This window comes from Rossellomorea sp. KS-H15a, assembly GCF_024195245.1.
Taxonomy (GTDB): Bacteria; Bacillota; Bacilli; order Bacillales; family Bacillaceae_B; genus Rossellomorea; species Rossellomorea vietnamensis.
Window position 1 is genome coordinate 235,016 of record NZ_CP096886.1, and the last position, 24,194, is coordinate 259,209.

24 protein-coding genes and 1 pseudogene are annotated in these 24,194 nt (G+C 43.0%); 17 read left to right on the plus strand and 8 right to left on the minus strand.

Annotated elements, in window-relative coordinates; translation table 11 throughout:
* Positions 1 to 11 precede the first annotated feature (11 nt).
* From M1J35_RS01035 to M1J35_RS01060, 6 genes are all read left to right on the plus strand, one after another.
* A complete protein-coding gene (locus M1J35_RS01035; protein ID WP_254652506.1) occupies positions 12 to 1,028 on the plus strand; it encodes an NAD-dependent epimerase/dehydratase family protein in 1,017 nt (338 codons plus the stop codon).
* Position 1,029: 1 nt separating this feature from the next.
* A complete protein-coding gene (locus M1J35_RS01040; RefSeq protein ID WP_254652507.1) occupies positions 1,030 to 2,082 on the plus strand; it encodes a dihydrodipicolinate synthase family protein in 1,053 nt (350 codons plus the stop codon).
* Positions 2,083 to 2,148: 66 nt separating this feature from the next.
* Positions 2,149 to 3,507: a GGDEF domain-containing protein gene (locus M1J35_RS01045; RefSeq protein ID WP_254652508.1), complete on the plus strand. Its 1,359-nt coding sequence runs from the start codon at positions 2,149 to 2,151 to the stop codon at positions 3,505 to 3,507.
* Entirely contained in the window at positions 3,494 to 4,369 is an 876-nt protein-coding gene (locus M1J35_RS01050; RefSeq protein WP_254652509.1) for a Gfo/Idh/MocA family protein, read from the plus strand. The genes M1J35_RS01045 and M1J35_RS01050 overlap by 14 nt, the downstream gene beginning before the upstream one ends.
* A gap of 399 nt (positions 4,370 to 4,768) precedes the next feature.
* Entirely contained in the window at positions 4,769 to 5,647 is an 879-nt protein-coding gene (locus M1J35_RS01055) for a helix-turn-helix domain-containing protein (protein WP_254652510.1), read from the plus strand.
* A 90-nt stretch (positions 5,648 to 5,737) separates the two neighbouring features.
* Complete coding sequence (locus tag M1J35_RS01060; protein WP_254652511.1) at positions 5,738 to 6,781, plus strand: S-layer homology domain-containing protein; 1,044 nt, start codon at positions 5,738 to 5,740, stop codon at positions 6,779 to 6,781.
* Between the two features lie 59 nt (positions 6,782 to 6,840).
* On the opposite strand, the gene M1J35_RS01065 is transcribed toward M1J35_RS01060, so the two are convergent.
* Positions 6,841 to 7,368 (minus strand): hypothetical protein, encoded by a 528-nt coding sequence (locus M1J35_RS01065; protein ID WP_254652512.1) that lies wholly within the window; start codon positions 7,366 to 7,368, stop codon positions 6,841 to 6,843.
* 410 nt (positions 7,369 to 7,778) lie between these two features.
* Between M1J35_RS01065 and M1J35_RS01070 the strand changes: the two genes are divergently transcribed.
* Together M1J35_RS01070 and M1J35_RS01075 are read left to right on the plus strand one after the other, a co-directional pair.
* Positions 7,779 to 8,087, plus strand: coding sequence for a hypothetical protein (locus M1J35_RS01070; protein WP_254653666.1), 309 nt, complete (start codon positions 7,779 to 7,781; stop codon positions 8,085 to 8,087).
* Positions 8,088 to 8,279: 192 nt separating this feature from the next.
* Positions 8,280 to 9,245, plus strand: coding sequence for a glycosyltransferase family 4 protein (locus M1J35_RS01075; RefSeq protein WP_254652513.1), 966 nt, complete (start codon positions 8,280 to 8,282; stop codon positions 9,243 to 9,245).
* A gap of 161 nt (positions 9,246 to 9,406) precedes the next feature.
* Here the strand turns inward: M1J35_RS01075 and M1J35_RS01080 are convergent, their stop codons facing one another.
* Together M1J35_RS01080 and M1J35_RS01085 are read right to left on the minus strand one after the other, a co-directional pair.
* The gene (locus M1J35_RS01080; RefSeq protein ID WP_254652514.1) at positions 9,407 to 10,240 is read right to left on the minus strand and encodes a DUF6574 domain-containing protein; all 834 of its coding nucleotides are present in this window, start codon (positions 10,238 to 10,240) and stop codon (positions 9,407 to 9,409) included.
* A 13-nt stretch (positions 10,241 to 10,253) separates the two neighbouring features.
* The gene (locus M1J35_RS01085; protein ID WP_254652515.1) at positions 10,254 to 11,618 is read right to left on the minus strand and encodes a TcaA NTF2-like domain-containing protein; all 1,365 of its coding nucleotides are present in this window, start codon (positions 11,616 to 11,618) and stop codon (positions 10,254 to 10,256) included.
* A gap of 646 nt (positions 11,619 to 12,264) precedes the next feature.
* On the opposite strand from M1J35_RS01085, the gene M1J35_RS01090 reads away from it, so the two are divergent.
* The 6 genes and pseudogenes from M1J35_RS01090 (at position 12,265) to M1J35_RS22645 (ending at position 16,943) form a co-directional block, all read left to right on the plus strand.
* Positions 12,265 to 13,050 (plus strand): hypothetical protein, encoded by a 786-nt coding sequence (locus M1J35_RS01090; protein WP_254652516.1) that lies wholly within the window; start codon positions 12,265 to 12,267, stop codon positions 13,048 to 13,050.
* A gap of 335 nt (positions 13,051 to 13,385) precedes the next feature.
* A complete protein-coding gene (locus M1J35_RS01095) occupies positions 13,386 to 14,180 on the plus strand; it encodes a zinc ribbon domain-containing protein (protein WP_254652517.1) in 795 nt (264 codons plus the stop codon).
* A gap of 73 nt (positions 14,181 to 14,253) precedes the next feature.
* Positions 14,254 to 14,346, plus strand: a pseudogene (locus M1J35_RS22790) (zinc-ribbon domain-containing protein); the annotation flags it as partial.
* Between the two features lie 303 nt (positions 14,347 to 14,649).
* Complete coding sequence (locus M1J35_RS01100) at positions 14,650 to 15,870, plus strand: TcaA 3rd/4th domain-containing protein (protein ID WP_371928731.1); 1,221 nt, start codon at positions 14,650 to 14,652, stop codon at positions 15,868 to 15,870.
* 39 nt (positions 15,871 to 15,909) lie between these two features.
* A complete protein-coding gene (locus tag M1J35_RS01105) occupies positions 15,910 to 16,695 on the plus strand; it encodes a hypothetical protein (RefSeq protein WP_254652519.1) in 786 nt (261 codons plus the stop codon).
* Between the two features lie 119 nt (positions 16,696 to 16,814).
* Positions 16,815 to 16,943: a hypothetical protein gene (locus tag M1J35_RS22645; RefSeq protein ID WP_256503932.1), complete on the plus strand. Its 129-nt coding sequence runs from the start codon at positions 16,815 to 16,817 to the stop codon at positions 16,941 to 16,943.
* Positions 16,944 to 17,344: 401 nt separating this feature from the next.
* Here M1J35_RS22645 and M1J35_RS01110 read toward each other — a convergent pair whose 3' ends face one another.
* The 3 genes from M1J35_RS01110 to M1J35_RS01120 all read right to left on the minus strand — a co-directional run bounded on the left by M1J35_RS01110 (position 17,345) and on the right by M1J35_RS01120 (position 19,297).
* Entirely contained in the window at positions 17,345 to 17,974 is a 630-nt protein-coding gene (locus tag M1J35_RS01110) for a TasA family protein (protein WP_254652520.1), read from the minus strand.
* 77 nt (positions 17,975 to 18,051) lie between these two features.
* On the minus strand, positions 18,052 to 18,597 hold the full coding sequence (gene sipW, locus M1J35_RS01115) for a signal peptidase I SipW (RefSeq protein ID WP_254652521.1): 546 nt from the start codon (positions 18,595 to 18,597) through the stop codon (positions 18,052 to 18,054).
* Positions 18,566 to 19,297: a DUF4047 domain-containing protein gene (locus tag M1J35_RS01120; protein ID WP_254652522.1), complete on the minus strand. Its 732-nt coding sequence runs from the start codon at positions 19,295 to 19,297 to the stop codon at positions 18,566 to 18,568. The genes sipW and M1J35_RS01120 overlap by 32 nt, the downstream gene beginning before the upstream one ends.
* Before the next feature lie 257 nt (positions 19,298 to 19,554).
* Between M1J35_RS01120 and M1J35_RS01125 the strand changes: the two genes are divergently transcribed.
* The 3 genes from M1J35_RS01125 (at position 19,555) to M1J35_RS01130 (ending at position 22,182) form a co-directional block, all read left to right on the plus strand.
* The gene (locus M1J35_RS01125) at positions 19,555 to 21,279 is read left to right on the plus strand and encodes a M4 family metallopeptidase (RefSeq protein WP_371928733.1); all 1,725 of its coding nucleotides are present in this window, start codon (positions 19,555 to 19,557) and stop codon (positions 21,277 to 21,279) included.
* A 55-nt stretch (positions 21,280 to 21,334) separates the two neighbouring features.
* Positions 21,335 to 21,460, plus strand: coding sequence for a hypothetical protein (locus M1J35_RS22650; protein WP_256503933.1), 126 nt, complete (start codon positions 21,335 to 21,337; stop codon positions 21,458 to 21,460).
* A 92-nt stretch (positions 21,461 to 21,552) separates the two neighbouring features.
* Positions 21,553 to 22,182 (plus strand): DUF4396 domain-containing protein, encoded by a 630-nt coding sequence (locus M1J35_RS01130; protein WP_254652524.1) that lies wholly within the window; start codon positions 21,553 to 21,555, stop codon positions 22,180 to 22,182.
* A 106-nt stretch (positions 22,183 to 22,288) separates the two neighbouring features.
* Here the strand turns inward: M1J35_RS01130 and M1J35_RS01135 are convergent, their stop codons facing one another.
* On the minus strand, positions 22,289 to 23,116 hold the full coding sequence (locus M1J35_RS01135) for an aldo/keto reductase (protein ID WP_254652525.1): 828 nt from the start codon (positions 23,114 to 23,116) through the stop codon (positions 22,289 to 22,291).
* Positions 23,117 to 23,172: 56 nt separating this feature from the next.
* On the minus strand, positions 23,173 to 24,183 hold the full coding sequence (locus tag M1J35_RS01140; protein ID WP_254653667.1) for a 2-hydroxyacid dehydrogenase: 1,011 nt from the start codon (positions 24,181 to 24,183) through the stop codon (positions 23,173 to 23,175).
* Positions 24,184 to 24,194: the final 11 nt, after the last annotated feature.

A 24,194-nucleotide genomic window follows, 5' to 3' on the forward strand; every position in this document is an offset into this window, starting at 1 on the left:
AGGTGCCGGAAATGAAAACAATTGAAGAAGTAGAGGAAACGATGACCGTTCCATCCCAGGAATTGATCCAGGATCTTTGCAGTCTTGAAGGAGATTTATTGATTCTTGGAATTGGAGGGAAAATGGGCCCGACACTAGCAAAAATGGCAGTCAAAGCCTTTCAGAAAGGGAATTGTCCCAAGAAAGTGATCGGGGTTTCACGGTTTTCTTCAGGGACATTAAAATCAGACCTTGAGTCTTCCGGGGTTGAAACCATCGCCGCTGACCTGATGGACGATCAGCAGCTTCAAGCACTTCCTAACGTGAAAAACGTTATATATATGGCTGGTAATAAATTCGGAACCAAGGGAAATGAACATTACACTTGGTCCATGAACGCCTATTTGCCCGGACGCGTAGCAGAAAAATTCAAGAATTCCCGAATTGTAGTCTTTTCAACGGGAAACGTGTACCCCCTGGTTCCTATTACACAGGGTGGCTGTGATGAGGAACATCCAGTCAATCCTATTGGTGAATATGCCCAATCTTGCCTTGGGAGAGAACGGATTTTCACAAACTTTTCCTACCGGCATCATACTCCCATGACCATTTTCCGCCTCAATTATGCCATTGACATGCGCTACGGAGTTCTGATGGAAATTGCCCGTCAGGTGTATACAGGAAAACCCATTGATTTAACGATGGGACATGTAAATGTCATTTGGCAGGGTGACGCTAATGAATACGCTCTCCGCTCACTGAAAATGGCTGACAGTCCTCCCGTCATCCTAAATGCAACTGGACCAGAAACGATTTCCGTCCGTTGGCTCGCTGAACAATTCGGGAAGCTGTTTAATAAAGAGGTGGCGTTTGTGAATGAAGAGCAGCCTACTGCACTACTTAATAATTCATCCAAAGCCCATCACCATTTTGGCTATCCGAAAGTTTCATTAAATCAAATGATTAATTGGACGGCAGAATGGGTCAAAGATGATGGATATGTGTTGGAAAAACCGACCCACTTCCAAGAAAGGCAAGGAGCTTACTAATATGTTGAGAGAAGAGATTAAAAGCCTATTATTTGACGGTACGGTGATACCAGCTCATCCACTTGCATTAAATGAAGATAGAAGTCTTGATGAAAAAGGACAGAGAAGATTGACTAATTATTATGTCGAATCAGGTGCAGGGGGAATCGCTATAGGGGTTCACACGACACAGTTCGAAATCAGAGAGCCTGAATTTAACCTTTATGAAAGGGTTTTGAGTCTTGCTGTAGAAGAAGTTAACAAGAAGAAATTAACAAGACCCTTCATTAAAGTAGCAGGGATATGTGGATCGACAAATCAAGCTGTAAAAGAAGCCAAAACCGCCAAGGGACTTGGCTACGATTTGGGGTTATTGAGTAACGGAGGGCTTCAGGATTGGAAAGAAGAAGAACTGTTGGAACGTGCAAGAAAAGTGGCTGAAGTCATACCTGTGTTCGGGTTTTACCTCCAGCCATCTGTAGGCGGAAGGGTACTATCCTATGAATTCTGGAAAGCCTTTTCGGAGATCCCGAATGTTTGGGCCATTAAAATGGCTCCCTTCAACAGATATCAGACTCTTGATGTAATAAGGGCTGTCTGTCATTCTTCCCGGTGTGAAGAAGTGGCTCTTTATACAGGGAACGATGATAATATCGTCAATGATTTATTAACCACATTCCAATTCAACGTTGATGGTAATATAGTGAACAAACAAATCGTCGGGGGCTTACTTGGCCACTGGGCGGTTTGGACAAGAAAGGCCGTATCCCTTTTGGAAGAAATCAAGTCAATCAGGGACCTGGATCAAGTCCCTTCCCATCTTCTTACCAGGGGGCAGGAAGTAACCGATGCCAATGCTGCCTTTTTCGACTCTGCCAATAACTTCAGGGGATGTATCTCCGGCATTAATGAAGTCTTGAGGCGACAAGGCCTACTAAAAGGAAATTGGTGTTTGCTCGAAAAAGAAAAACTAAGTCCCGGGCAAAATAGTGAAATCGACCGGGTCTATCGCGACTATCCGCATTTGAACGATGACGATTTTGTTCATGACCTTCTGATAGGATCGAAAATCTAATAGTATAAAGGAAAACCGAGCACTTTCCATACCGGGGAGTGTTCAGCTTTTTAAGGAGGGAAAAACGTGGACAACTCAATAACAATCGGAATCATCGGTCCTGAATACCTTTATTATAAAATGAAACATTGCCTCAAGATGTTCCCTAATTTCCAACCGGTTTACCGTATGTCTGACCATCTTTATGATGCCACATCCTTCACAAAGGAATTATCCGATATGGTGGATGTACTGCTTTTTACAGGATGGTCCTCCTATTCCTTATCCCGGAAATGCATCCCTGCACATATCCCGGCTCATTATGTACCTTTAAAAGGAGCTGGACTTTACCGGGCGTTATTTGAAATGAAAAAGTCCCATTCCTCTGTTAAAAGTATTTCCATCGACAGCCTAAAATCCCTGGATATCAAAAGGGTTTTAGAAGAAGTAAACGAAGAGTTAACAGTAACGTCTTTCGATGGAATAACCTCTGTGGAGCATATCCGGGAATTAATTGACTTCCATATAGAAAACTTTCATTCATTGCAGAGCAACGGAGCCATCACCGGTTTGAAAGCCGTCGCTGATGAACTGAAACGATTGAACATACCAGCACAATGGGTAGTGCCGACTGAGGACGATATCATTGTAACTCTTGAACGCGCCCTTCTTTCTACCGAAAAGCGACAAAACCGGGAAACCCAAATTGTGTTTGGATTGATCCAAATCGATGGGTATCATGAACTCGTCAGTCAAATATCTTCAGAACACCTCATTCAGAGGCAAAATCTGCAATTGAATCGATTGATCCTCGACTATGTGGAGGAATTAGAGGGACATCTCACCACACTGAGCGGCAATGAATATATGTTCATCACGACACGAGGTGTTTTCGAACGGGTCACACAAGGGTACAAGTGGCTCCCCCTCATTGAAGAAGCGAAGAAACAGCTAGATTTACAGCTATCCATTGGAATCGGATTTGGCCTATCAGCCAATGCAGCAGGCACCCATGCCCGGATTGCCTTGATGCAGGCAAAGGAATTTGGCGGAGAATGCTGTTTCATCGTCAAAGAGGACCGCAGCGTATTCGGCCCTGTCGAATTATCTGCACCGATCACCTACCCTATACATATTACGGACAATGCTTTACTAAAGAAGGCTGAACAGGCAGGAATGTCAGCCATATATCAGCAAAAGCTGATTTCTTTGATCAAAAGGAAACGGCAGAGCCAGTTCACGGCTCAAGAGCTAGCTGAGACTCTTGGCATAACCGCCAGAAGTGCACACCGCATTATCCTAAAATGGTTGGATGCGGAACTCATCAACATCATCGGATTTGAAAAAATATTGACCAGAGGGCGGCCTCGACAGGTTTATGAACTAACCGATCATAGTCTGGTCACTCCATCTCAATCAGGAGGAAAATCGAATGAAACCTATTAACATAGGAATGATTGGTCTGGATACCTCTCATTGTATAGAATTTGCTAAACTATTAAATACTCCAAATCATCCATACAACGTTAAGGGTGGTCGCATTGTGGCGGGATACCCCTTCTATTCTGCAGATGTAGAAATCAGCAAGAAACGTGTTAACGATTTTACTGAAACCCTACGGAATGATTTTAATGTGATGATTACCGAGTCCATAGAAGAAGTCGCATCAAGGAGCGATGCCTTCCTAATGACTGCTGTGGATGGCAGAAAACATATGGAACTGTTTAAAGAATTACTTCCATATAAAAAGCCCGTTTTCATTGATAAACCACTTGTGTTATCTGTAAAAGAGGCAAAGGCGCTGTTTAAAATGGCTCACGAGTATGGTGTACCCGTCATGAGCTCCTCCTCTTTGCGGTTTGCGGAATCTTATCAACGTATAGTGAAAGAGCATAAAGAAAGCTTCACAAGCATCTATGTTCACGGTCCGCTTCCTATGCAGGAACCAATGCCTGGCTATTTCTGGTATGGGATTCATATGATAGAAATGGTCATTGCCGCTTTGGGCACCGGGGTAAAAGATGTAACGGTGAAGTCGAATCGTGAGAGCGAAGTGGTGATCGCACACTGGGAGGACGGCAGATATGCCTTGATCAGGGGGGAATTCAATTGGCATACCCGTTTCGGTGCAACCCTTCACACACCAAACAGCTTCTATTATATAGATATCTCTAAAGATACCAAACCCTTTTACGCCTCATTATTAGAAGAAATTCTCTTATTCTTCCAAACCCGGAATAGTTCTGTTCGCCAAGAAGAAACTTTAGAGGTAATCAGGGTGATCGAAATGATTAATCATAAACGGTAAGGCTCAGCTGCTTCTTCCTACGAGAAAAAGAAGATTAAAGAGAAACGTCCCCTTGCTTCTCACATGCTTCAATAAAAAAAGCACCGACTTTTCCAAGGTCGATGCTCTTCCATTCTCCGGTTGGTTAACCAACCAAAAAATTACCGTACTCTTATTAAACTGAAAATTTAGATTCTACTCAATAAGTCATTGGGATGAATATATGTTCTTTCATATAGGGAATACGGATTATTATTTTTGATGAAAATGGTTCGATTTCTAAAATATGGACAGAAGGATAGCAAAGGTAGGAAGCACAGTGACGGTTCTACTATTTCCTCAACCATAAAAGGAAGCTCAAGAACCTTCACTATGCTTCTTGTGTTAAACTATTTAGAGGCTTTTCCAGGGGGTGAGATAATGGATTACTCTGTAATCGGGACAAAGATAAAGGAAATGCGGAAGGTGGTCGGCATCACACAAGGCGATCTGGCAGAAGGTATCTGTACCCAGGCCCTCATCAGCCGGATTGAAAAAGGGGATATCTACCCAAGCGCAACGGCCCTATATCAAATATCTGTTAAACTCGGGGTAGACATCAATTATTTCTTTGAGATTGGGACTACCCCCAGGATAGATTATATTCGTGAGGTAGAAAAGCAATTTAAATACTTAAGAGACACAAGAGATTTTAGCGAGATGATCGAACTCGTTAAAGCTGAAGAGAAAAATCCTCTTTTCTACAAAGATAATGAAAAGCTCCAGCTTCTTTATTGGCACAAAGCCATCTATCTACATGAGGAAAAGAAGGAATCCGAAGCTGCTTTTACCCTTTTACATAAAGCCTATGACCTGACCGCCCACCCTAAAAAGGCCATGTCCGAAAGAGAAATGCAAATCCTTTCAACCTTAGGCACGCTTCATGCCTCCCTGAACGAATATAAGAAAGCTCTCGAGTATTACCTTCGAGTGGAAACTGCTTTGAAAACCACTGAACATCTACAAGAGAAGTCTATAAAAACCAAATTGCTATACAACACGGCCAGAGTCCTGACTCGTGACGACAGGCTTGAAGAATCAACTGCTTACTGTGTTAAGGCGATTAAGTGGTGCTTCGAGGAAGAACTTCTTTGGGGGTTAGGTGAACTGCATTATCAAATCGGCTACAATTATGAGCTGGTGGATAACTACGAAAAGGCACTATCCTACATGAGAAAGGCATATCACATGTTTGAGTTGCGTGAAGACCGAATTTATATAAACTTTCTTGAGAAAAAGTTTAGTGAAATGGAAGCATAGGGACGGTTCTCATGCTTCCTCATAAATTCGAACAAAATAGAAGCAAGAGAACCGTCCCCGCGCTTCCCTTGCTTCCTCTAGGAGGAACCAATGAAAAAAATAACATGGCTATTATTGGCTACATTAATATTGACTACAGGTGCATCTGTTGCACATGCCGATTTTTCGGACATTTCATTATACAAGAATGAGATTGAGTATTTAACAGAGAAGGATATTATCAGAGGATATGATGATGGAACCTTTAAACCGGATGCCAACCTTAGAAGAATTCAGGCCGTTCAAATGTTTTTAAGAGAAATGAATATAGTTGATTTCGCTGCTCCAGATCCGGGGTTTACGGATATCAAGAAAGGCGATTACGGGTATGAGGAAGTAGCGAAAGCAGTGGAACTTGGTTTCATTTCCGGAAAAACCGCATCGGACGGGACAAAATATTTTGATACGTGGGGGTCTCTTACCCGTTCACAGATGGCCAAGATGATGGTTAAGGCTTATAGACTTACTGAAGATCAGCGAATATCCTTCATCGATGTGCCCATGAACCATTGGGCGAATCCATTCGTAAATCGATTATCCACTGCCAATATTACAACCGGTTACGATGACAGCACGTACAGACCACAAAAATACCTATCAAGGCAACATTTTGCGGTCTTCATGGCAAGGCTCCTGGACGATAAGTTCAAACCGGAGACACAGCGAGAAAGCTTCGAACCTGATCACTCCAAAACATATGTATATAATCAAGAGCCTTATGTGACTTCGTTCAGCTATTCTCACGATAACCTGTGGGAAGAATTCGATGTGACACTAGGTAGACCGGGTTCTTCTCTTCGTCCTTTTGTTGAGAAGGAAAATGGCATCGTATACGGAAAGCCCCAAATGTCCTTCAGTTTCACCCTTGGCTACCCTGTGAAAGTCGGTCACCAATGGTTCGATCAAAATGGACTGAGAATGACGATCACATCTGTAAACAGCACCATCACAACTCCTGCAGGAACATTCACCAATGCGGTTGAAGTAAAAGGTGATAGCTACCAAGAGTACTACGTTCCAAACATCGGTCTCGTCAAATCTACTTACCTGGGGGATGGAAGAGTGATTGCTGAGTTGGTGGAGATAATCGATTGAGATGAAGCGGGGGAAGCAGGGGGACGGTTCTCGTGCTTCCCTCCCCTGCTTTCTGGACCTCACCCAAATCTAAGCCGCATCCCCCATAAGATATGGAAATAAACAAAGACAGGGATAAAAACCGTCAAATACCCTTCAATATCACTTTGCAAAAGGGAGACTGATAGAAGCAAGGCCGCGATAAAGTACCCGAGGAAGAGATAGGAGTATTCTTTAAGTCGGTTTGCCTCTGGCGAAAACTTCTTAATAAGATAATCGATAAGGTATGTAACCGGGATACCTACGATAATGTAAAAGGGGATTTCATAGACGGCTACTACCACTGCGGTTGCCCAGATAGGGGGATTGAAATGGTAACCTTGAACGGTAACCGGTTCAGTTAATAAATAGGCCGTCCCCACTGATAGAAAAGCAGATAATGGAGCGGATAGGAGTATGGAACATAGTATTAATATAAGTTTCTTCATGGGAGCGTACCTCATTGACCTTGGTTTCGTTAGTTCTGTTACTAATATATCATATTGGAGAAGCACGAGAACCGTCCCCTTGATTCCCCTTCTACCGTCAGGATGTGCATTTCGAAACATAAATCTTTCAAACCAATAATTAAAATCTTTCCTGACTTCATCCCCCCCAATCATTATGTGAAATACCAACATTCCGAGTAGAAACATTAATTGTGTAGAGAAATAAAGAGTGGGACTTGAAATAGAAGAAAAGTAGATTTAATTTGTGGAACTATAGAGGGAGTATGAAGAAAAATCAATTTGTTATTGATGGATCTTCTTCTTTACTCAACGTCCAGACCAACAGGAACACAAGATCCACTACAGGAATAAAGAGTAAGATGAAAACTATAATCCATTGGTTAACGGTCAAATTCCGGTTGCTGTTAAACAATATCCAAACTCCTTCTGTAAAAACAACTAAACGAATAGACGCTCTTTATATGTTATAATAAACAGGAAAATATTACTATTAAAAGGAGGTCGTTCCAATATCTACTTCTAGAATATTAAAGTGGACCACAGGGGCATTTGAAGCGGTTTTAGGGGTTCCCTTACTGGGCGCGGGCATCATCATTGGATTTTTATGGTTTCCATTAGTCATCATGCTTGTTTTACATATTACGACTCTGGTTCTTACAGTTAAAGATAAGGGCGCAACAACCGGAAGTATACTCGGAATCGTCACATCCTGCATTGGCTGGATTCCGTTTGTCGGAATGGTCATGCATATCGTATCGGCCATCTTCCTCATGATCGATGCTGCTAAAACAGATCAAACTTCTAAAGAATATATGTAAGACCAGGGGATGGCCAAGGGGACAGGTACTCCGGCTCAAAAAAGAGCCAAGGGACCTGTCCCCCCTGCCTCTACCTTTCGCACTATTTTTTACAAAATGTAGAAAATTATCAGCGGTTGTAATATACTGTAAGAAAATGTCCGATTAATAGTCTAAAAGGCATTCTATTCTTTTAAAGGAGCACTCATAAATATGATTTCTTTATCTCTGATAATCATTCTATTGACTTCAGTTACTACTTACATCGGCGTTAAATTCATTATCCCTTTTGCCATCAAAATAAACTTCGTAGACAACCCCAACAACCGAAAAGTACACAAAAAACCTCTGCCAATGCTTGCAGGAGCCGTGTTTACGGTCGTTACGCTCATTGGCATTCTAATATTAAGCTGGCTCAATTATTTAACATCAAGTCTGACCACCGCCTTGTTCCTGGCGGTTGTCATGCTAAGCACCATCGGTTTCATCGACGACTACTATAAAACAAAATCTAAAGAATTTTCTCCACTCCCAAGGCTACTGGTTCAGATCATCGCTTCTTTCCTGATCGTTCAATTCGGGGATTATGTATCACAGATAGATATTCCTGTTTTAGGATATATGGAGCTTTCACCTGTACTGGGTAAGCTGTTCACCATGGTGTGGATCATCTTCATTATTAATGTCATCAATTTCATGGATGGCCTGGACGGATTGGCGGGTGGAATGGCCGGGATCTTCGCCTTCACGTTCCTGATCACGTCGATCCTGATGAATCAACCGGTTTCAGCTCTCCTCTCCGCATTGATGTTAGGAGTGGCGATCGGGTACTTACCTCATAACTTCTTCCCGGCAAAAATCATTATGGGGGATACGGGGTCTACCCTATTTGGATTCATGATCGGGGCTATTTCCATTATCGGGGCCATGAAGACGATCACGGTCATCACCATCAATATTCCTTTGTTGATACTGGCAATCCCGATTTTCGATACGTTATTTGTCTTCTTAAAAAGGATCCAGCAGGGCCGATCGATCTTTCATGCGGATAAACTGCATTTGCACCATCGACTGCTGAGCTACGGACTCTCGCAGGTCCAAGCCGTGATGATTATCTATTTACTTTGTATCACAACCAGTGCTTCTGCTATTTTCATCTTGATGTCTATCCATTTTTAAAAGCCCGGGGGCATGTCCCTTGTTAAGTAAAAATCCCCCCTACAAGATTAATATTGAATGATAATCCGTAGGGGGGTACTTAATTTGTACAATGGATGCAATTTCTTAGTAAAGTTCCAGTAATTTGAGGTCAGCAGATTGGGAACAGTCCCAAGTCAAACCTAAAACCCCATATTCACCAAAGATTCAATCTCTTCCATAAACTCCATCACACTCGTGCGAATCACAAGATAGGTAATGAACATGGACAATGCAGATGCTCCTGCGGCCAGGTATACTTTGTTTACTGACTGTTGAGACTTCATCGCTCTGTCATACACGACAATGGCCGGCATGATGACAATCGCATAAAAAAGGGATACACCTGTCAGAATAAGCGTCCATTGAACGGAACCCATCAAGCCAGTCGGGATCGCTACTACATTTAATGTAGCAAATGGTACGAGAACACCACCGAATTGAGCCAGTAACTTTTTGAAAGTAATACCCTTAGACATGAATTTCCCTGCCAGAAATACACTAATCAGCGCTCCGACAAGAAAGATCAGTGAAAACATGAAGAGGGATGATGTAATATGGAAAAAGGGCAGTGACTGTGCTCCCATCCCATCTTCCGAGAACATACTTCCAAGTCCACCGAACATCGCTTTAAATAATTTGTTCACCAAAAAATAAATGCTCAGTGAAAAAGCAATGACAAAAAGGCCAATTGTAATAAGTCCATTCTTAAACTGGTGATCTCCACCCTCTAATGCCAAAGAAGGTTTTTTCAGTATTTGTAATGCGTAATTCCAATACTTAGAAACACCTTCCTTAGCCTTCGTCACACTTTCATTTACTGGAACCTGCTCTCTTGCAACTGTCTCTGAGGCAGCAGCAACTTCTTCATAAGCCGTTGGCTGATGTGTAATTTCAGCCTCCATTAAATTGGCTCCACATTTTCCACAGAACTTACCAGAGTCCTGTTCATTGAAACATTTCGAGCATTTCATCATGTCGTTACCTCCATTAAATCTCATTTCGTTCTGTATCATGAATATCAATTTTCTTAATTTTAAAAGATGAATCTTCTTTTATGATGGTATATATTTTCTCACGATTATATGTAGTCTGTTCTTCGAGATGATTGGTGAAAATGAAATTTTCATTTGTCGTAATTTCAAATGTTCCTTCTTCGGCCTCGCGAGAATTGACAATCGTATTGTCTTTGAAATCATAGGAATATTCCTTATCCTGCAAATCTCCTATATACTCAACCAATTCCTCTTCTGCTAAACTTCCTGAAAGCAGGTAGGAAGAAATCAACGTATAGTCCCGTGTATTCAAAGCCTGTTCATATGAATCCCTGAAATCGAGGACAAATTGATTGGCTTCTTCCATAGTAATTGATGAGTCCGCAGATAGGTTATCGTTGTCCTCTGCAAATAAGAAAGAAAGACTTCCCCATGACCCTTGATCTTGTGTGACCTCATCACTCTTTAAAGTCTTCCCATCTGCTTGCGACAATTCCGCAAACATGGTCACTTCCTTATCTTCCGGAAATGGCCCAAGATACTCCAGCTCTTGCAGCGTCTTCTTCGTGCTTTTCCCATTTATAAATAAGACTGCTTCAGGGAAATTGGTATCAATCGCATATGTATCACCGTCAAATTCAAGACTATGCTTAGAGTCACCGGATTTCGTCGGTTTCACTTCAATGTCATCTTCTATGGAAAATTCTCCGTAGAGATTAGCGGCATCGCCTTTTACCGTATACGTGCCAGGATAGGCTTTACCCACCTCAACAGGTTCACTGCTGTCTTTCACACTCACCGTTTTATTACCAATCTTAAACGTGGCGGGCTCCATATTAGTCGTAATGAAAACCTGATTGGGAACTGCTTTAATGTCATACGTTTCATAAAGTCCCAAGATAGAATCTCTCTCTACTTTGAAAACATCATGACCGCGTTGATCCTTCACAAAAGCATCAAATTTCAGATCACTCTCTGTAATGGAAACCAACTGTTCCCTCATATCTTCCCAGTCCAATGTCTTTATATAAGAGAAATACTGTTTCTTATTTAATAGTGAATCTTTGTCAAACGTTATGTATTCAAGGAAACCTTCTTCACTATTACCCGTCATGGCATTGTCCATCAATTGAATATTTTTCATAGGATCATAAATTGAAGATACTATCATATGAGTGCTAACCAGACCTACGACTAAAATACCCGCAATGGACAGAGAGACCTTTTTCTTCTTAGACATTGGAGTCTTGGAAACCTTCTTGATCGGTTCCTCCTTTTCCACCTCCCTCTTCGCTCCACAGCTTTCACAAAAAGCCAGGTCATTTTTTAGTGCTTTTCCACATTCTGTACAGTAACTCAAATTTCGTCCTCCTTGATAGAAACTCACATCATTTGGAAGCAGGTTCCACCGCACCACTTAACCCTCTCAAATTTAGATAATATCAACTATAAAAATAGTTATATTATACCCATTTTTGCAGAATTACCTTAGAATGATTGTAATTAAGTAGAAATTAGAACCGTCCCTGTGCTTACCAGTGCTTACCAAAAATTATACTTAAATAATTTACCATAACTTCCTATTATATGTATATAAAATTGTAATATTTCAATAAAAAAAGTAACGTTTCTGTAATGTTACGAGTAAATTCATATAAATGCACCTCATTTCTTATGAAAAATGGATGATATTGAGCACTAAGGGAAGGATGTAACCCCAAAAAGCACCCTGGAAAAAAACCAGAAATCCCCCTGTTCCGTAAACATTTTTAATAGATTCAGCCATTTATTCACCCTTTACATATATCAATAAATAACTAAACCCCTACTCTACAAACCCATTATTTCATTTATGTTACAAAATCTCTTTAAACAGGTTCCATTTCATCCAACATTATGCTTTAATGGAAAACGTGTCTTTTTATTCTCAAAGAAAGATTTAGATGAAGATAAAGACCCTTTTTCTGTACCAGATTAGTAGACAACTCACATCAGGGGGAATCACCATGGTTTACTGTAAGAATTGCGGACTCCAATTAGAGAAAAACTTTTCGGGGACATCTTGTCCAAATTGTTCTCAACATGAAAGGAAGTTGAAGGATAACGGCAAAAATAAAATCTATCGTTATGCCGGCTTTGGCGCTGTTGTAATCGCAATAGGACTAACCTTTTTGTTTTTCACTTCCAGCGGTGAAAAACTGAGGATGAAATATATAGGTATAGATCTTCTTCCTTATAGCGGATTGACAGAACCAGGAACGCATAAGATGAAGAACACCTTTATTTCGGACGATGAAACCAGTAATACGATCTCTACCATAACCAATAAAGGGGAAAAGGTGATCGATGGAAAGTCAGTTTACGAAGTACATACTACGAACTATAATCCAGAATACGATTATACAACTGAGTACATCCTTTTTTATTCCTACAGCAATAAAGGCATGCTTAAAGTGGGGCTAGCCAAAAGCGAAGATAATATTTATTGGACTGAAGAAGAAGAAGCATCAATTTACTTACCAAGTAAATTGAAATTCGGCGAAGAGTACTCCCATAAAGAGGGTGATGAGGTCCTGAATATCACTCTGGAAGGTATGCAAGATATACAAATCGGGCAACGTACTTTTAAAAATTGCCTCTTCATTAAAGAGAAGTTAATAGGTTCAAATGGGCAGATTTCTTCCACTAGTGAATTCTATTTCGCCAAAGGAACAGGATTGGTTAAACAAAGTGAAACGAGGTACTTTGAAGGTGAAGCTACATACAAAACCAATATGGAGTTTATAGATTAGTATACATATCGAAACGCTCAAAAATTTGGACCTTGTTGCATTTACTTGTCCAACTTCTTCTTTTATGTTGATAAACCTCACGGCGGCAAGGTCTCTCTTTGCCGCCGTAAGAATAACCCCATATATCGAAATAGCAAAATTTCAAAATACACTTCATTTCTGATACTTTTTCCCATGTCCTCCATGCGCATTTACAGTTTCTTCTTACTTTCTTCTCCCTAACAAAACTATAACAACTTATTTAGAGAGCTATCTTTTCCACATAAGAAATTATAGTCATATTTACTCACTTTATTGGTATTTATTAGTTATACCCCATGAAAGGAGTTTTGCTGATGAAGTGTCCCAGTTGTGAGCATGTGAATGATGGAGGGAATTTCTGTGAGAATTGTGGTGCAAGGTTAGTGACAGGGGAGGTTGCAGCGGCGTTGCCCCGTGCAAGCCAGCCGGGTGCAGAAGGAGCTGCCGTAGCCACTTCAACCTTTACTGCTGTACAGCAGCCGAACGCCCATGTTGAGAATGTGAAGAATGTCTCGAAAATGTATTTCAGCTTTTTTTTGGAAGTACTTAAGAAGCCGGTTGCCGCTACGAGGAATACGAATCGGGAACAGCTTGTTAACGGACTGATTTCCATTGGGATTTTCGCCCTTATCATTCCTTTGATCATTTATTTAGGACTTAAAGAGGCCGGCGTGGATGGCGAGTTCATGTCCATGGTCATCAAGCCGACTTTTTCTTATGCCATTTTCATCCTGTTGATTGCCTCTTATTCGTTTGCAGCGATCAAGCTTGGGAAGGTACCGGTAAAATATACAGATGTCATCGCCCGTTTCGGTTCAATGCTCATTCCATTTTTAGCCCTCTTCCTTCTTGCTTTTTTAATGTCTTTAGTGGATATGGGTCTGTATCCGGTCTTTCTCGGAATCGGTTTCCTCGGTTCTGTGTTTATCGTTCCTCCCCTGGTGATTTCAAGCTTTAAAAAGGATGAACCTTCCGGGCTGGATGCTCTATATGGGACACTGTTAACGTATTTAGCCATTTTTATTACAATGGGTATCATGGCTGCCTATCTCCTCTCCACTCTACTGGAACTCATTGAGGAAAAGTTAACTTCTTTGTTTTTCTTTTGAGTGTAACTGAAATCCCCCTTCCTGATTCGTTCAAAGGGGGATTTCCCTAATGATATTCTCGAGGAGGAAAGAGATGAAACATTGTAAACATTGCGGTCATCCCCTTTCGAATGAAAACGGATTCTGCCGTAACTGCGGCAATCCGATAACGTCCGAGGTACCAAAACGGTTCTGCAAAATTTGCGGAACTCTCTTAAAGAGCGATGAAGAAGAGTGCCAGGGTTGTCTTGAAAACAGTCGATCTCTCAACGAAAAAAAGCGCTCTTTCTGTAAGGAGTGTGGGGGCGAACTGACAGATGAAGGACTGTGCCAACAGTGCCAGGGTAGCCTTCCATTACCGATTATGTGCAAAAATTGCGGATCCCCCCTCATGTCAGCGGAGGTTCCATGTGAGAAGTGCAACGAAACAAAAAGCAGACGGGCCAGATCCAGGTCCTACAGAATCAAGCGGAAATCTTCTATTATCGTGATGATTTTAGCCGTGATCCTACTGGGAGCAGGTACATATGGATTCATGTATGTGAAAGACGCCTCCTCTCCTGTTCATACGACCAAAGCTTTAACAGAAGCGGTCAAAAACAAAGACGCGGCAACCCTTGGTTCCCTGATAGAAGGGAATGACCCTGAGAAAAAGCTGAACCTTCTTTTAACTGACCTGCACAAAGATCCTGCAACATTAGCCAAATTGTATAAAAACGTAAGTGATCAGGCAAAACGTTTCGCTGCCAAAGAAAAGAACGATCCAGTACCTCCATTCCTATTCCAACTAAAAAAATCACCCGACAAAAAATGGGGCCTCATCGACCAATACACCTTTACTCTCAACCCAATCACCCTCACCCTCCAAACAGACCCAGACGCCCAGCTATTTGTAAACAATGTGGAAATACCTGAGTCAGGGACGGACCTTCGTCTTGTGGATGACCTTTTACCGGGAGAAATCACGGTGAAAGCCGTTAAGGCCAGCGACAGTGGAAATGATTTTGAAACGAGCGAAACATTCCCTTTGTGGGAGACCAACTCAACCCCCATTCCCCTACAATTTCAAAAACAATATGTAACCGTGAGTTCTGACAGGAGCGAAGTCGATCTGTATGTGAATGGGGAAATGTACGGAACCATTGATCAAACAGGGATGGAGATCGGACCTTTTGCGCCAGGAGATACAATCACCATAAGCGGCGTCTATCATTCTCCCTGGGGAGATGTGGAAAGCGAAGAATTCGAGGTCGGGGCGTCAGAAACAGTTGAACTGCTCTTCCCTCCCCCTGTCGAAACCATACGTGATGAGGTCATCAACAGCGTAAAGAATTTCAACGAGTCCTATATCGAATCCATCACAGACTTAGACAGCTCTGTCCTGCGGAATGTAGAAGGGGCCAAACTCCAAGAAACCATCGGAATCATCAACGATTTAAGACAGCGAAACGTTACGTATGGAGGATATATCGAGGAATTGATCTTCGATGGGGAGTCTTTTACTTTCGATGAAGAAGGAGCCAAGGCCTCCATCAGTGTAGCCGAACACTATGCAAGCAGCTGGAATGACCCGACTGATGAAGAAGCCGCAATCTTTAAAGATAAAACCTATTATTTCACTTATTATTGTGAGTTCGATTCCGATACAGATGAGTGGATGGTCGTTGATTCGAAAGAGCATAACGAATTAATGATTTCCGACCCATTATGAAGGGGGAATATAAGATGAGACGAATACCATTTTTTCAAAATGGAGAAAGAAATGGCTAAGCGGCTATTACTCTTTCCCATGCTGATGCTTCTGCTCTCTGGTTGCACCATGCCTGCTTTCATTCAAAATCAACTCATCGATCCTGAAGAAATACTGGATGATGCCATGAACAATATGAGTTCCTTAGAGACGATTCGAACTATGGGCGAGACGACTTTCCAAGGAAAGGTCCTTGGTACTTCTTATAAGTACTCCGTGACGAGTGAAGGGCAAACTCGAATTGAAGATCGTCAGACGATAGAAGCCTACATGATCACAAGCATGAAGGGCAGCGGGATCCCCGAGTCCACGGACCGGTTCTATTTCAACCAAACACAGTATGGTGTCTACAATGAAGAACTGAAGCAATGGGAAATGACAGATTTCTACCCGGAAGATCAGCTCCTCGTGAATTTGTTTCTATCTTCCTTTGATCCGACCAACTCCGTGAACCAATACTATGATTCAAAAATCGAAAAAAAGGTGAAGATCATCGGAAGGGAAGATCGGAACGGGGTCGCCTGTATAGGGCTGTCAGTAGATATCAATGCGGATGAGATGATGAAAGAAGTCTCCCCCGTCCTCAAAGCCTTTGCAGGTTCATCAGGTACTCTCGCTTCCTCCCTTACAGGGACCATGGTCAAGAACATGAACATGGTCTATTGGATCGGCGAAGAAGACCAACTCGTATATGGAATCGATACGGCACTTCCCACGCCCCTAGGGGATTTGACCACAACGACAACCGTATTTGATCATAACGGGGAGTTTGTGGTGCCGGAGTAAGCAGGGGACGGTTCTTCGAAGCAGGGGGACGGTTCTTCTGCTTCCAAAGACCATCTATAAAACTACTTTAAAGGGAAGCACGAGAACCGTCCCCGTGCTTCCACAAGGGAGGCACACTCATGGAGAAAGGTAAGGAAAGTCTCTCGGAGGAGTTAAAGAAACGGGATTCGGATTTTGATAAAAAGATGGAGAAATATGATAAAGAGATGGAGGAATTGAAGAACAGTATATTTAAAGATAAGAAATAAGTCAGCATTGGTTCCTTGTTCCATGAAAGACCCTGGGGTTGCTTACGGCTGTACAATAGCACTCTTAGAAAAAACGATGTTAGGTTTCTACGAATATTCGATATACGATCCACCCACTACCATTGTTCAAAAATTCATCAACGTATTCCAAAAAAGATTGTTGGGCTCGGGCTATTATATCTATACAAAAATCGGAAAATACAATTGGTTCGTGCGAAAGATTTTATTCCTTATCGCACTCGCTGTCCAAGTGATTCTCTCAATCATCCTATATTATTTCATTTCAGGGTTGCTGGAACTTATTTTTTTATCATAATGCGCCAGGAAGCACGGGGACGGTTCTTCTGCTTCCCCTAAACAAACAAAAAGAAGCACGAGAACCGTCCCCGTGCTTCCGTAGTTTAGTTATTCTCCGGATCCGTATCGTCATGGTAGGTTGACTCACCTGTCATGGCATTAAACGTCCAGTCCACCTTCAACGTATCCCCCTGGAACTGATTCTGATCTTCTCCATTGTCTACAAACTCGAACAGGACAAAGATCTTTTCTTCCTGCCCTACAGAGATCCCATCCGGCACTGGCAGGGCTCCGTCATTGCTGCTTCCGATAAAGGAACCGATGGCGGTAACGTCCGGTGTTTCCCCTTGCAGCTCAGCCAAGGTGGTTTCAACCGCTACGTTGGTGGCACTGCTTGTGTTGTACATGATGGTGACTTTGATATGCTCCGCCATGTCGCCGGTGTTATCACCTTTTGCATCCTGCACTTGATACTTGGTGTCCAATAGGACCTGGTGGATATCCAGCGTCCCATTGTTTTTCAGTGTGAATTCACGGTAAATTTCGTCACCGGGCTTGATGTTGTCGATGTTGACAACGGCACTTGGGTTCATGGACAGGTCCAGTGTCCCCGCTGCAAAGGTATTCTCTGTCGCCTGTGCATCGCTGAAGTAGGCGAACGTCCCTCCCCCAACCAACGATAATCCTAACGCTGCACTCATAATCCCCTTACTTACATTCTTGGTAAAACTCATCTAAAACTCCTCCTCTTTAATAGAAAAAATATAGTAAACTCTTATGTATGTTTGGTGATACATAGGAGATGAAGCCATCATGCTTTGCTTCCTTCCAGTTCCCTTTTGGCGACGATGATCGAGCGAAAGGCAGAAATGATCAACAAGATTCCTGGAACAATCAACAACAGGGCTGAACCTGCTTTTGTATTCAAAAATCCAAGGGCATATCCTATATATGGAATCGTAAAGTTGGTGTACTTTCCGATGATCGTTTGCTTAGGGACCGTCCACAGGTCAGGGCCATTATTGTGATCCCCTTTGGTTTTATACACTGCTTGTCCATTCTCTTCGAGGACATCAATGATCCTATGTGTAATGAGCTTATCTTCCATACGAAAGGTAATGATATCGCCCGTTTTATAAAAAGTATGCTCATCGCCACGCTTGATGGAGATAATGGAACCGGTTTGGAATGTTGGTTCCATGGACCCTGATAATACGGCTTTCACCTGGTATCCCATAAAGGTTGGTTCCCCTCCTGACAACCTGGAGGAAAGAACGATGAACGCTGCCAAGCAGATCACCACCAGAAGGATCGTTCCCACTACACTACTCACTATCCCCAACATTTTCTTCTTCATGTTCTGTCACCTGCTTATCATTTGGATTGTCCTTTGATGCTTCTTCGGTTATGTCCGTTTTAACTTCATTCGTTATCTCCCGAGATCCTTCATTCTGAGATTCAGAGTGATCTGGATCCGGATTAGTCTGAGGTTGTTCTGGAGCTGGATCAGTCGGACTCCCTTCTACAGAAGGTTGCTCTTGATCTTCCAGTTCCTGAATCTGCATCAGGATAGAAGAACGTATCTCCTCTATCTGTGAAAATTCGACGGTTGCCTGTACACCTTTCAGCATTCCTTCAATATGCTCAAAACCCTCACGCACATAATCATATGGTTGGATTTCCGTCTGTTTCTGAATCTCCCTATAATACGTGGACACTTCCTCATAGAGTTGCTGGAGAATGTCCATTTGTCGGGAGAGCTCCTCTTCCATTGCTGTCACTTCATCAAGCTGTTTCAGTAATTCTTCCCCTGATGCACCGGGTGAAGGAGGAACGATGATTCTAACATTTTCCCTCATGCTTTCTGCCACCTTCTGGGCACGATCTTCAAGCTCATGAATGGTCGCAGGAAAAACAAATGCCGCATTCATGGTGATGGAATCTGGTGAAGCCTGACTTGTAAAAGCCGCTTCTGTTTCTCCAATCAGCTGTGTGCCGGTATAAAAAGCGATACAGCATAGTGAAGGCAACAGAATCCTTTGATGAATCCGCCTCACATCCTCACTCCCCTTTCGCTGAACCACTCATTTGACTCTAAGTATACAGAATCATCAAATAATTTAAATTGGGTTAATTTTGTTTAAAAACTGGAGGGAAATGTGTCGAATTTACTCGTAATTTGGAAAAAAGGCATGTCATCGCACAAAAATTAACCCAATTGATTTCACAACCTGTTTTCCCAATAATTTAAATTGTTAGATATCTCAATTCGACGAGAGGGTGAAAGGGTTTGAAAAAGAAAAAGCAGAAGAAGATGAGTAAAAAAGCAGCCATTCCTGCTGTACTGGCATTATCGGTCACATTAGGAGGACTGGCACCGACTTTTCCAGGATTGGCAGGACCTGCGAGCGTCGTTTCTGTCCAAGCTGAAGGGCTGAGTAAGCAAGAGATTGTGAAGGCGTTCCTCCAATCTAAAATAATGGAGAAAACAAAATCAGCCGCTACAGGAGATCAGTTCAAAATCATCAGCGAGGAAGCGGATAGCGAAACGGGTACATACCATGTACGTACTGTGGAGCAGTATAATGGCATTCCGATTTACGGTTCCGGACAAACCGTTGCGTTAGACGCGAATAATAACGTTTATGCATCATTCGGGAACGTGACACAAAAGCTTGCCCGTACCATTATTCCGACTGAATCTGAAGTTAAGAAGGAAGATGCAGAGAACATCGCCAAAGCAGGAGTCGCATCCGAAATTGGCGTGGATGAGCTGAAAACATATGATGGCCTTGACACGGAGTTAACGATTTATCCGTATAAAGGGAAATACTACTTAACCTATCTGGTGAAAGTATCCACTTCCACCCCGGCACCAGGCTATTTCCATTACTTCGTGGATGCAACGAACGGAGAAGTGGTCAACCACTTCAACGCCATCCATGAAGTGGATCCGACAAGCCTGACGGTAGCCCAGGGAAGAGGATTGAACGTGTTCGGTAAAATGCAGTATTTCCCTGTAGGAAAGGATGCGGCAACCGGGACCAGCTATTTATTTGGTGGATCCATCGCGGGGGGATCAGTCGGCAAGCCGAATATCGTTCCACTCGCAACATTCGATGCCCGCCGTATGGCTGAAACACCATTCATCCTGCTTTCTGCCCTTTTTGGATTCACCGGATTTGAAATCAATACGAAGAGTTCTTCTAATTTCTTCTATGACCCGGCAGCTGTTTCAGCCCACACCAATGCTGACAAAATCAACAAATACTATCAAGGAGCCCATAAGCGTAATGGCATCGACGGCAAAGGGACACCGTTCATCAGCACGGTCCATATCGGATCCAAATGGAATAACGCTGCCTGGAACGGCAAGCAAATGCTGTACGGTGATGGGGACGGGGTAACCCTTGGATCCTTAGCGGGTGGCCTTGACGTTGCCGGCCATGAAATCACACACGGCGTCATTACCAATACGGCCAACCTGACGTATCAAGACGAATCAGGTGCCATCAATGAATCACTTGCAGATATCTTTGGCGAATTAGCTGAAATGTACTCTTCCGGCTCTTATACAAACCCTTCAGAGTGGGAAATGGGTGAGGATATATATACACCGAATAAAGCGGGGGACGGCGGTCTTCGTTCCTTGAAAGACCCACGTGCCAAATCCCTTCCGGCCGCATACGAAATGAGGGATAACCGCTATCCGGATCACTATGAGGACCGCTACACGGGGGAACTTGATAAAGGCGGCGTGCACATCAACAGCAGCATCAACAATAAGGCGGCCTACTTAATTTCCGAGGGCGGTACACACAACGGCGTAACCGTGACCGGAATCGGCGCGAGCCAGACAGGCACCATCTTCTACGATGCACTGACAAAGTATCTGACACCATCTTCCGGATTCAAAGAAATGCGCGAAGCCGCCATCCAGGCTGCACGTGACAAGTATCCGGACAAGAATGGTCAACCATCAGCCCAAACAAAAGCCGTCATCGATGCATATGATGCGGTTGGGGTTCCGGGCGAATAATCAACTTTAGTAAATACAAAAGGACCCTGTAGAATCTGCTCTACGGGGTTCTTTTATGTGGAAGCAGGGGGAGCAGGGGGAGCAGGGGGAGCAGGGGGAGCAGGGGGACGGTTCTACTGCTTCCTTCAAAAAGCAAAAAGAAGCACGAGAACCGTCCCCCTGCTTCCACCATCCCCAATAAGATTAACACCATTCTTCAACGGGTATATTGTCTTGTAGACTATATAACTAAGAAAGGATGATTCTGTGCTTACAACGGTTTCGTGGATTTTTTTGGGGATAGGATTATTATCTTCCCTCATTATATTAGTGGATGTCATCAAGCATCCGCAGAAGATGAAGATCATGAACATAGTGTGGCCGATCAACGGATGGTTCTTCGGCCCAATCGCTCTGTGGACGTACTTCAAGTGGGGGCGGGTGAAAGCGAAGGATATAGAGAAGGAAGACAACCGAGGTCATGGGGCCAAGGTATTCGTCTCCACCAGCCACTGCTCGGCAGGATGCTCCTTCGGTGATGCGGTCGGTGTTCCGATTGTCGCCATGACGGGTCTCACAATTGCAGGCTCTACCTTATTTGCTCATTATACTGTGGAATTCATACTTGCCTATTTATTTGGTATCATTTTTCAATTCTATGCAATTTATCCTATGAACAAGGATGATGGGAAACTCAACGCCTTCAAACAGGCAATCAAAGCCGACTCCCTCTCCCTGATTGCCTTTGAAGTGGGGATGTTCGGATGGATGGCTGTCGTACATTATCTACTATTCGCTGAGCCACCGAAGCCGACAGAACCTTCTTATTGGTTTATGATGCAGATCGCGATGATATTAGGGTTTCTGACGAGTTATCCGGCGAATCAGTGGTTGATTAAGAAAGGGTTGAAAGAAGCGATGTAGGAGCAGAGGGACGGTTCTTCTGCTCCCATCCCCCCTCCCTAACAATGCCCTCAAAAAAGAAGCACGAGAACCGTCCCCATGCTTCCCGTCCCCACGCTTCTTCACCCTAAAAGTCAAAATGATCTGGATCGGCACCTGTCCGCTCATTTTGATTCAAACTGCTGATCCGTTTCATGTCTTCTTGTTCGATATTAAAATCAAAGATGTCTGCATTTTCCTTTATCCGATGTTCCTTGGTCGATTTTGGTATCGTGACGACACCATTCTGAAGATCCCAGCGTAAAAGAATTTGGGCGGGGGTTTTTTGATATTTTTCAGATAGGGCTACAATGGTTTCATCTTTCATCAATCTCCCTTTCTTAAGAGGAGACCATGCTTCTAATTGAATTCCCTGCTGTTTGCAATAGTCGTGGAGTTCTTCCTGGGTTAAACTGGGATGATATTCTACTTGATTGACCATTGGCTTTATTTCACCGTCTTTAATGAGATCTTTAAGATGGTGAATGTGAAAGTTGCTTACCCCGATCGCCTTTACTTTTCCTTGTTTATATAAGGTTTCCAGCGCTCTCCAAGAATCCTTGTATTTCCCCTTAACCGGCCAATGAATTAAGTATAAATCCAGATACTCCAACCCTAATTTTCTCAAGCTTACGTCAAATGCTTTCAGTGTTGAATCATATCCCTGATCTGAGTTCCACACCTTTGTGGTGATAAATAACTCTTCCCGTGGGATGGCAGTCTCCTGGATTGCTTTGCCCACCCCATCTTCATTATCATAAAAGGAAGCCGTGTCGATACTCCGATAACCGTGATGAATGGCGGCTTTTACAGCATTCGTTACTTCTGCGCCATCCTCCACTTTAAATACACCCAACCCCATCCAGGGCATTTGTACACCGTTGGATAATACTGTAGTATCCGATAAGCTATTCATTCAGCTCTCTCCTAACTGATACATTATTTTTTACAGCTACCATTATTGTGACCTTCTCATGAATCGGATGTATGTTTCTCCAGCACTTTCTCGGTCAAATGACGTAACTCCTTCACCACGTTCGGTGGCGTGTTGCCTTTAAGATACTCCACCATATTCTCCGCAGCTTTTAAAGCCATATCAAACCGGGCTTTTTGGGTGGCCGATCCGATGTGAGGGGTAGTGACCACATTTTTCATCTTTAACAAAGGGTTTTCACGATCAACGGGCTCCTGTTCATAGACATCAAGGGCTGCCCCCCTAATCCACTTTTCTTCCAATGCTTGAATCAAGGCCGGTTCATTGACCGTCTTCCCACGTGAACAATTAAGAAAAATCGCCGAGGACTTCATCCTTTTGAATTGATCGGTATCCATGAGGTGATAGGTTCCTTCAGACAACGGCACCATTAGCAAGACAAAATCCGATTTGTGAAGAAGAGCATCCATTTCACTGTATTCTATCCCATATTCCTGCTCCATTTCGGGTCTTCTTGAACGATTATGATAAAGAACATTCATACCGAATCCAGCCGTTGCCCTTCTTACCACCTTTTCCCCGATTCTCCCTAACCCAATGATCCCTAATGTGGCATGATGAACGTCCACACCGAAAAAGAAAGGATCGTCATTTTTCACCCAATCCCCCTTTTTTACATAGGAATCCAGCTCAGATATCCTTCGGGCTGAGGAAAGGATCAGTCCAAATACGAGATCAGCAACCGTTTCATCAAGAACGTAAGGGGTATGGGTACCCAGTACTCTTCTTTCTTCCATCAACTTCAGATCAAATGCATCATAGCCTGCAGCTATATTGCTGACCAATTTCAATTTAGGGGCGTGATTCAGGAGGTCTTCCGTAATGACTCCTTTAGGCGTTATTAACCCGACGACATCCTGCAATTCTTCTATTAATCTCTCATATGGTATCGGTTCTTCATGTTCCCATACCTTATAATCGCAATAGGAACTGAGGTAGTCTTCTACCTCTTGCGGTATAGGTTTTGCAATAAACACTTTAGGTTTCATCATTCCTTCTC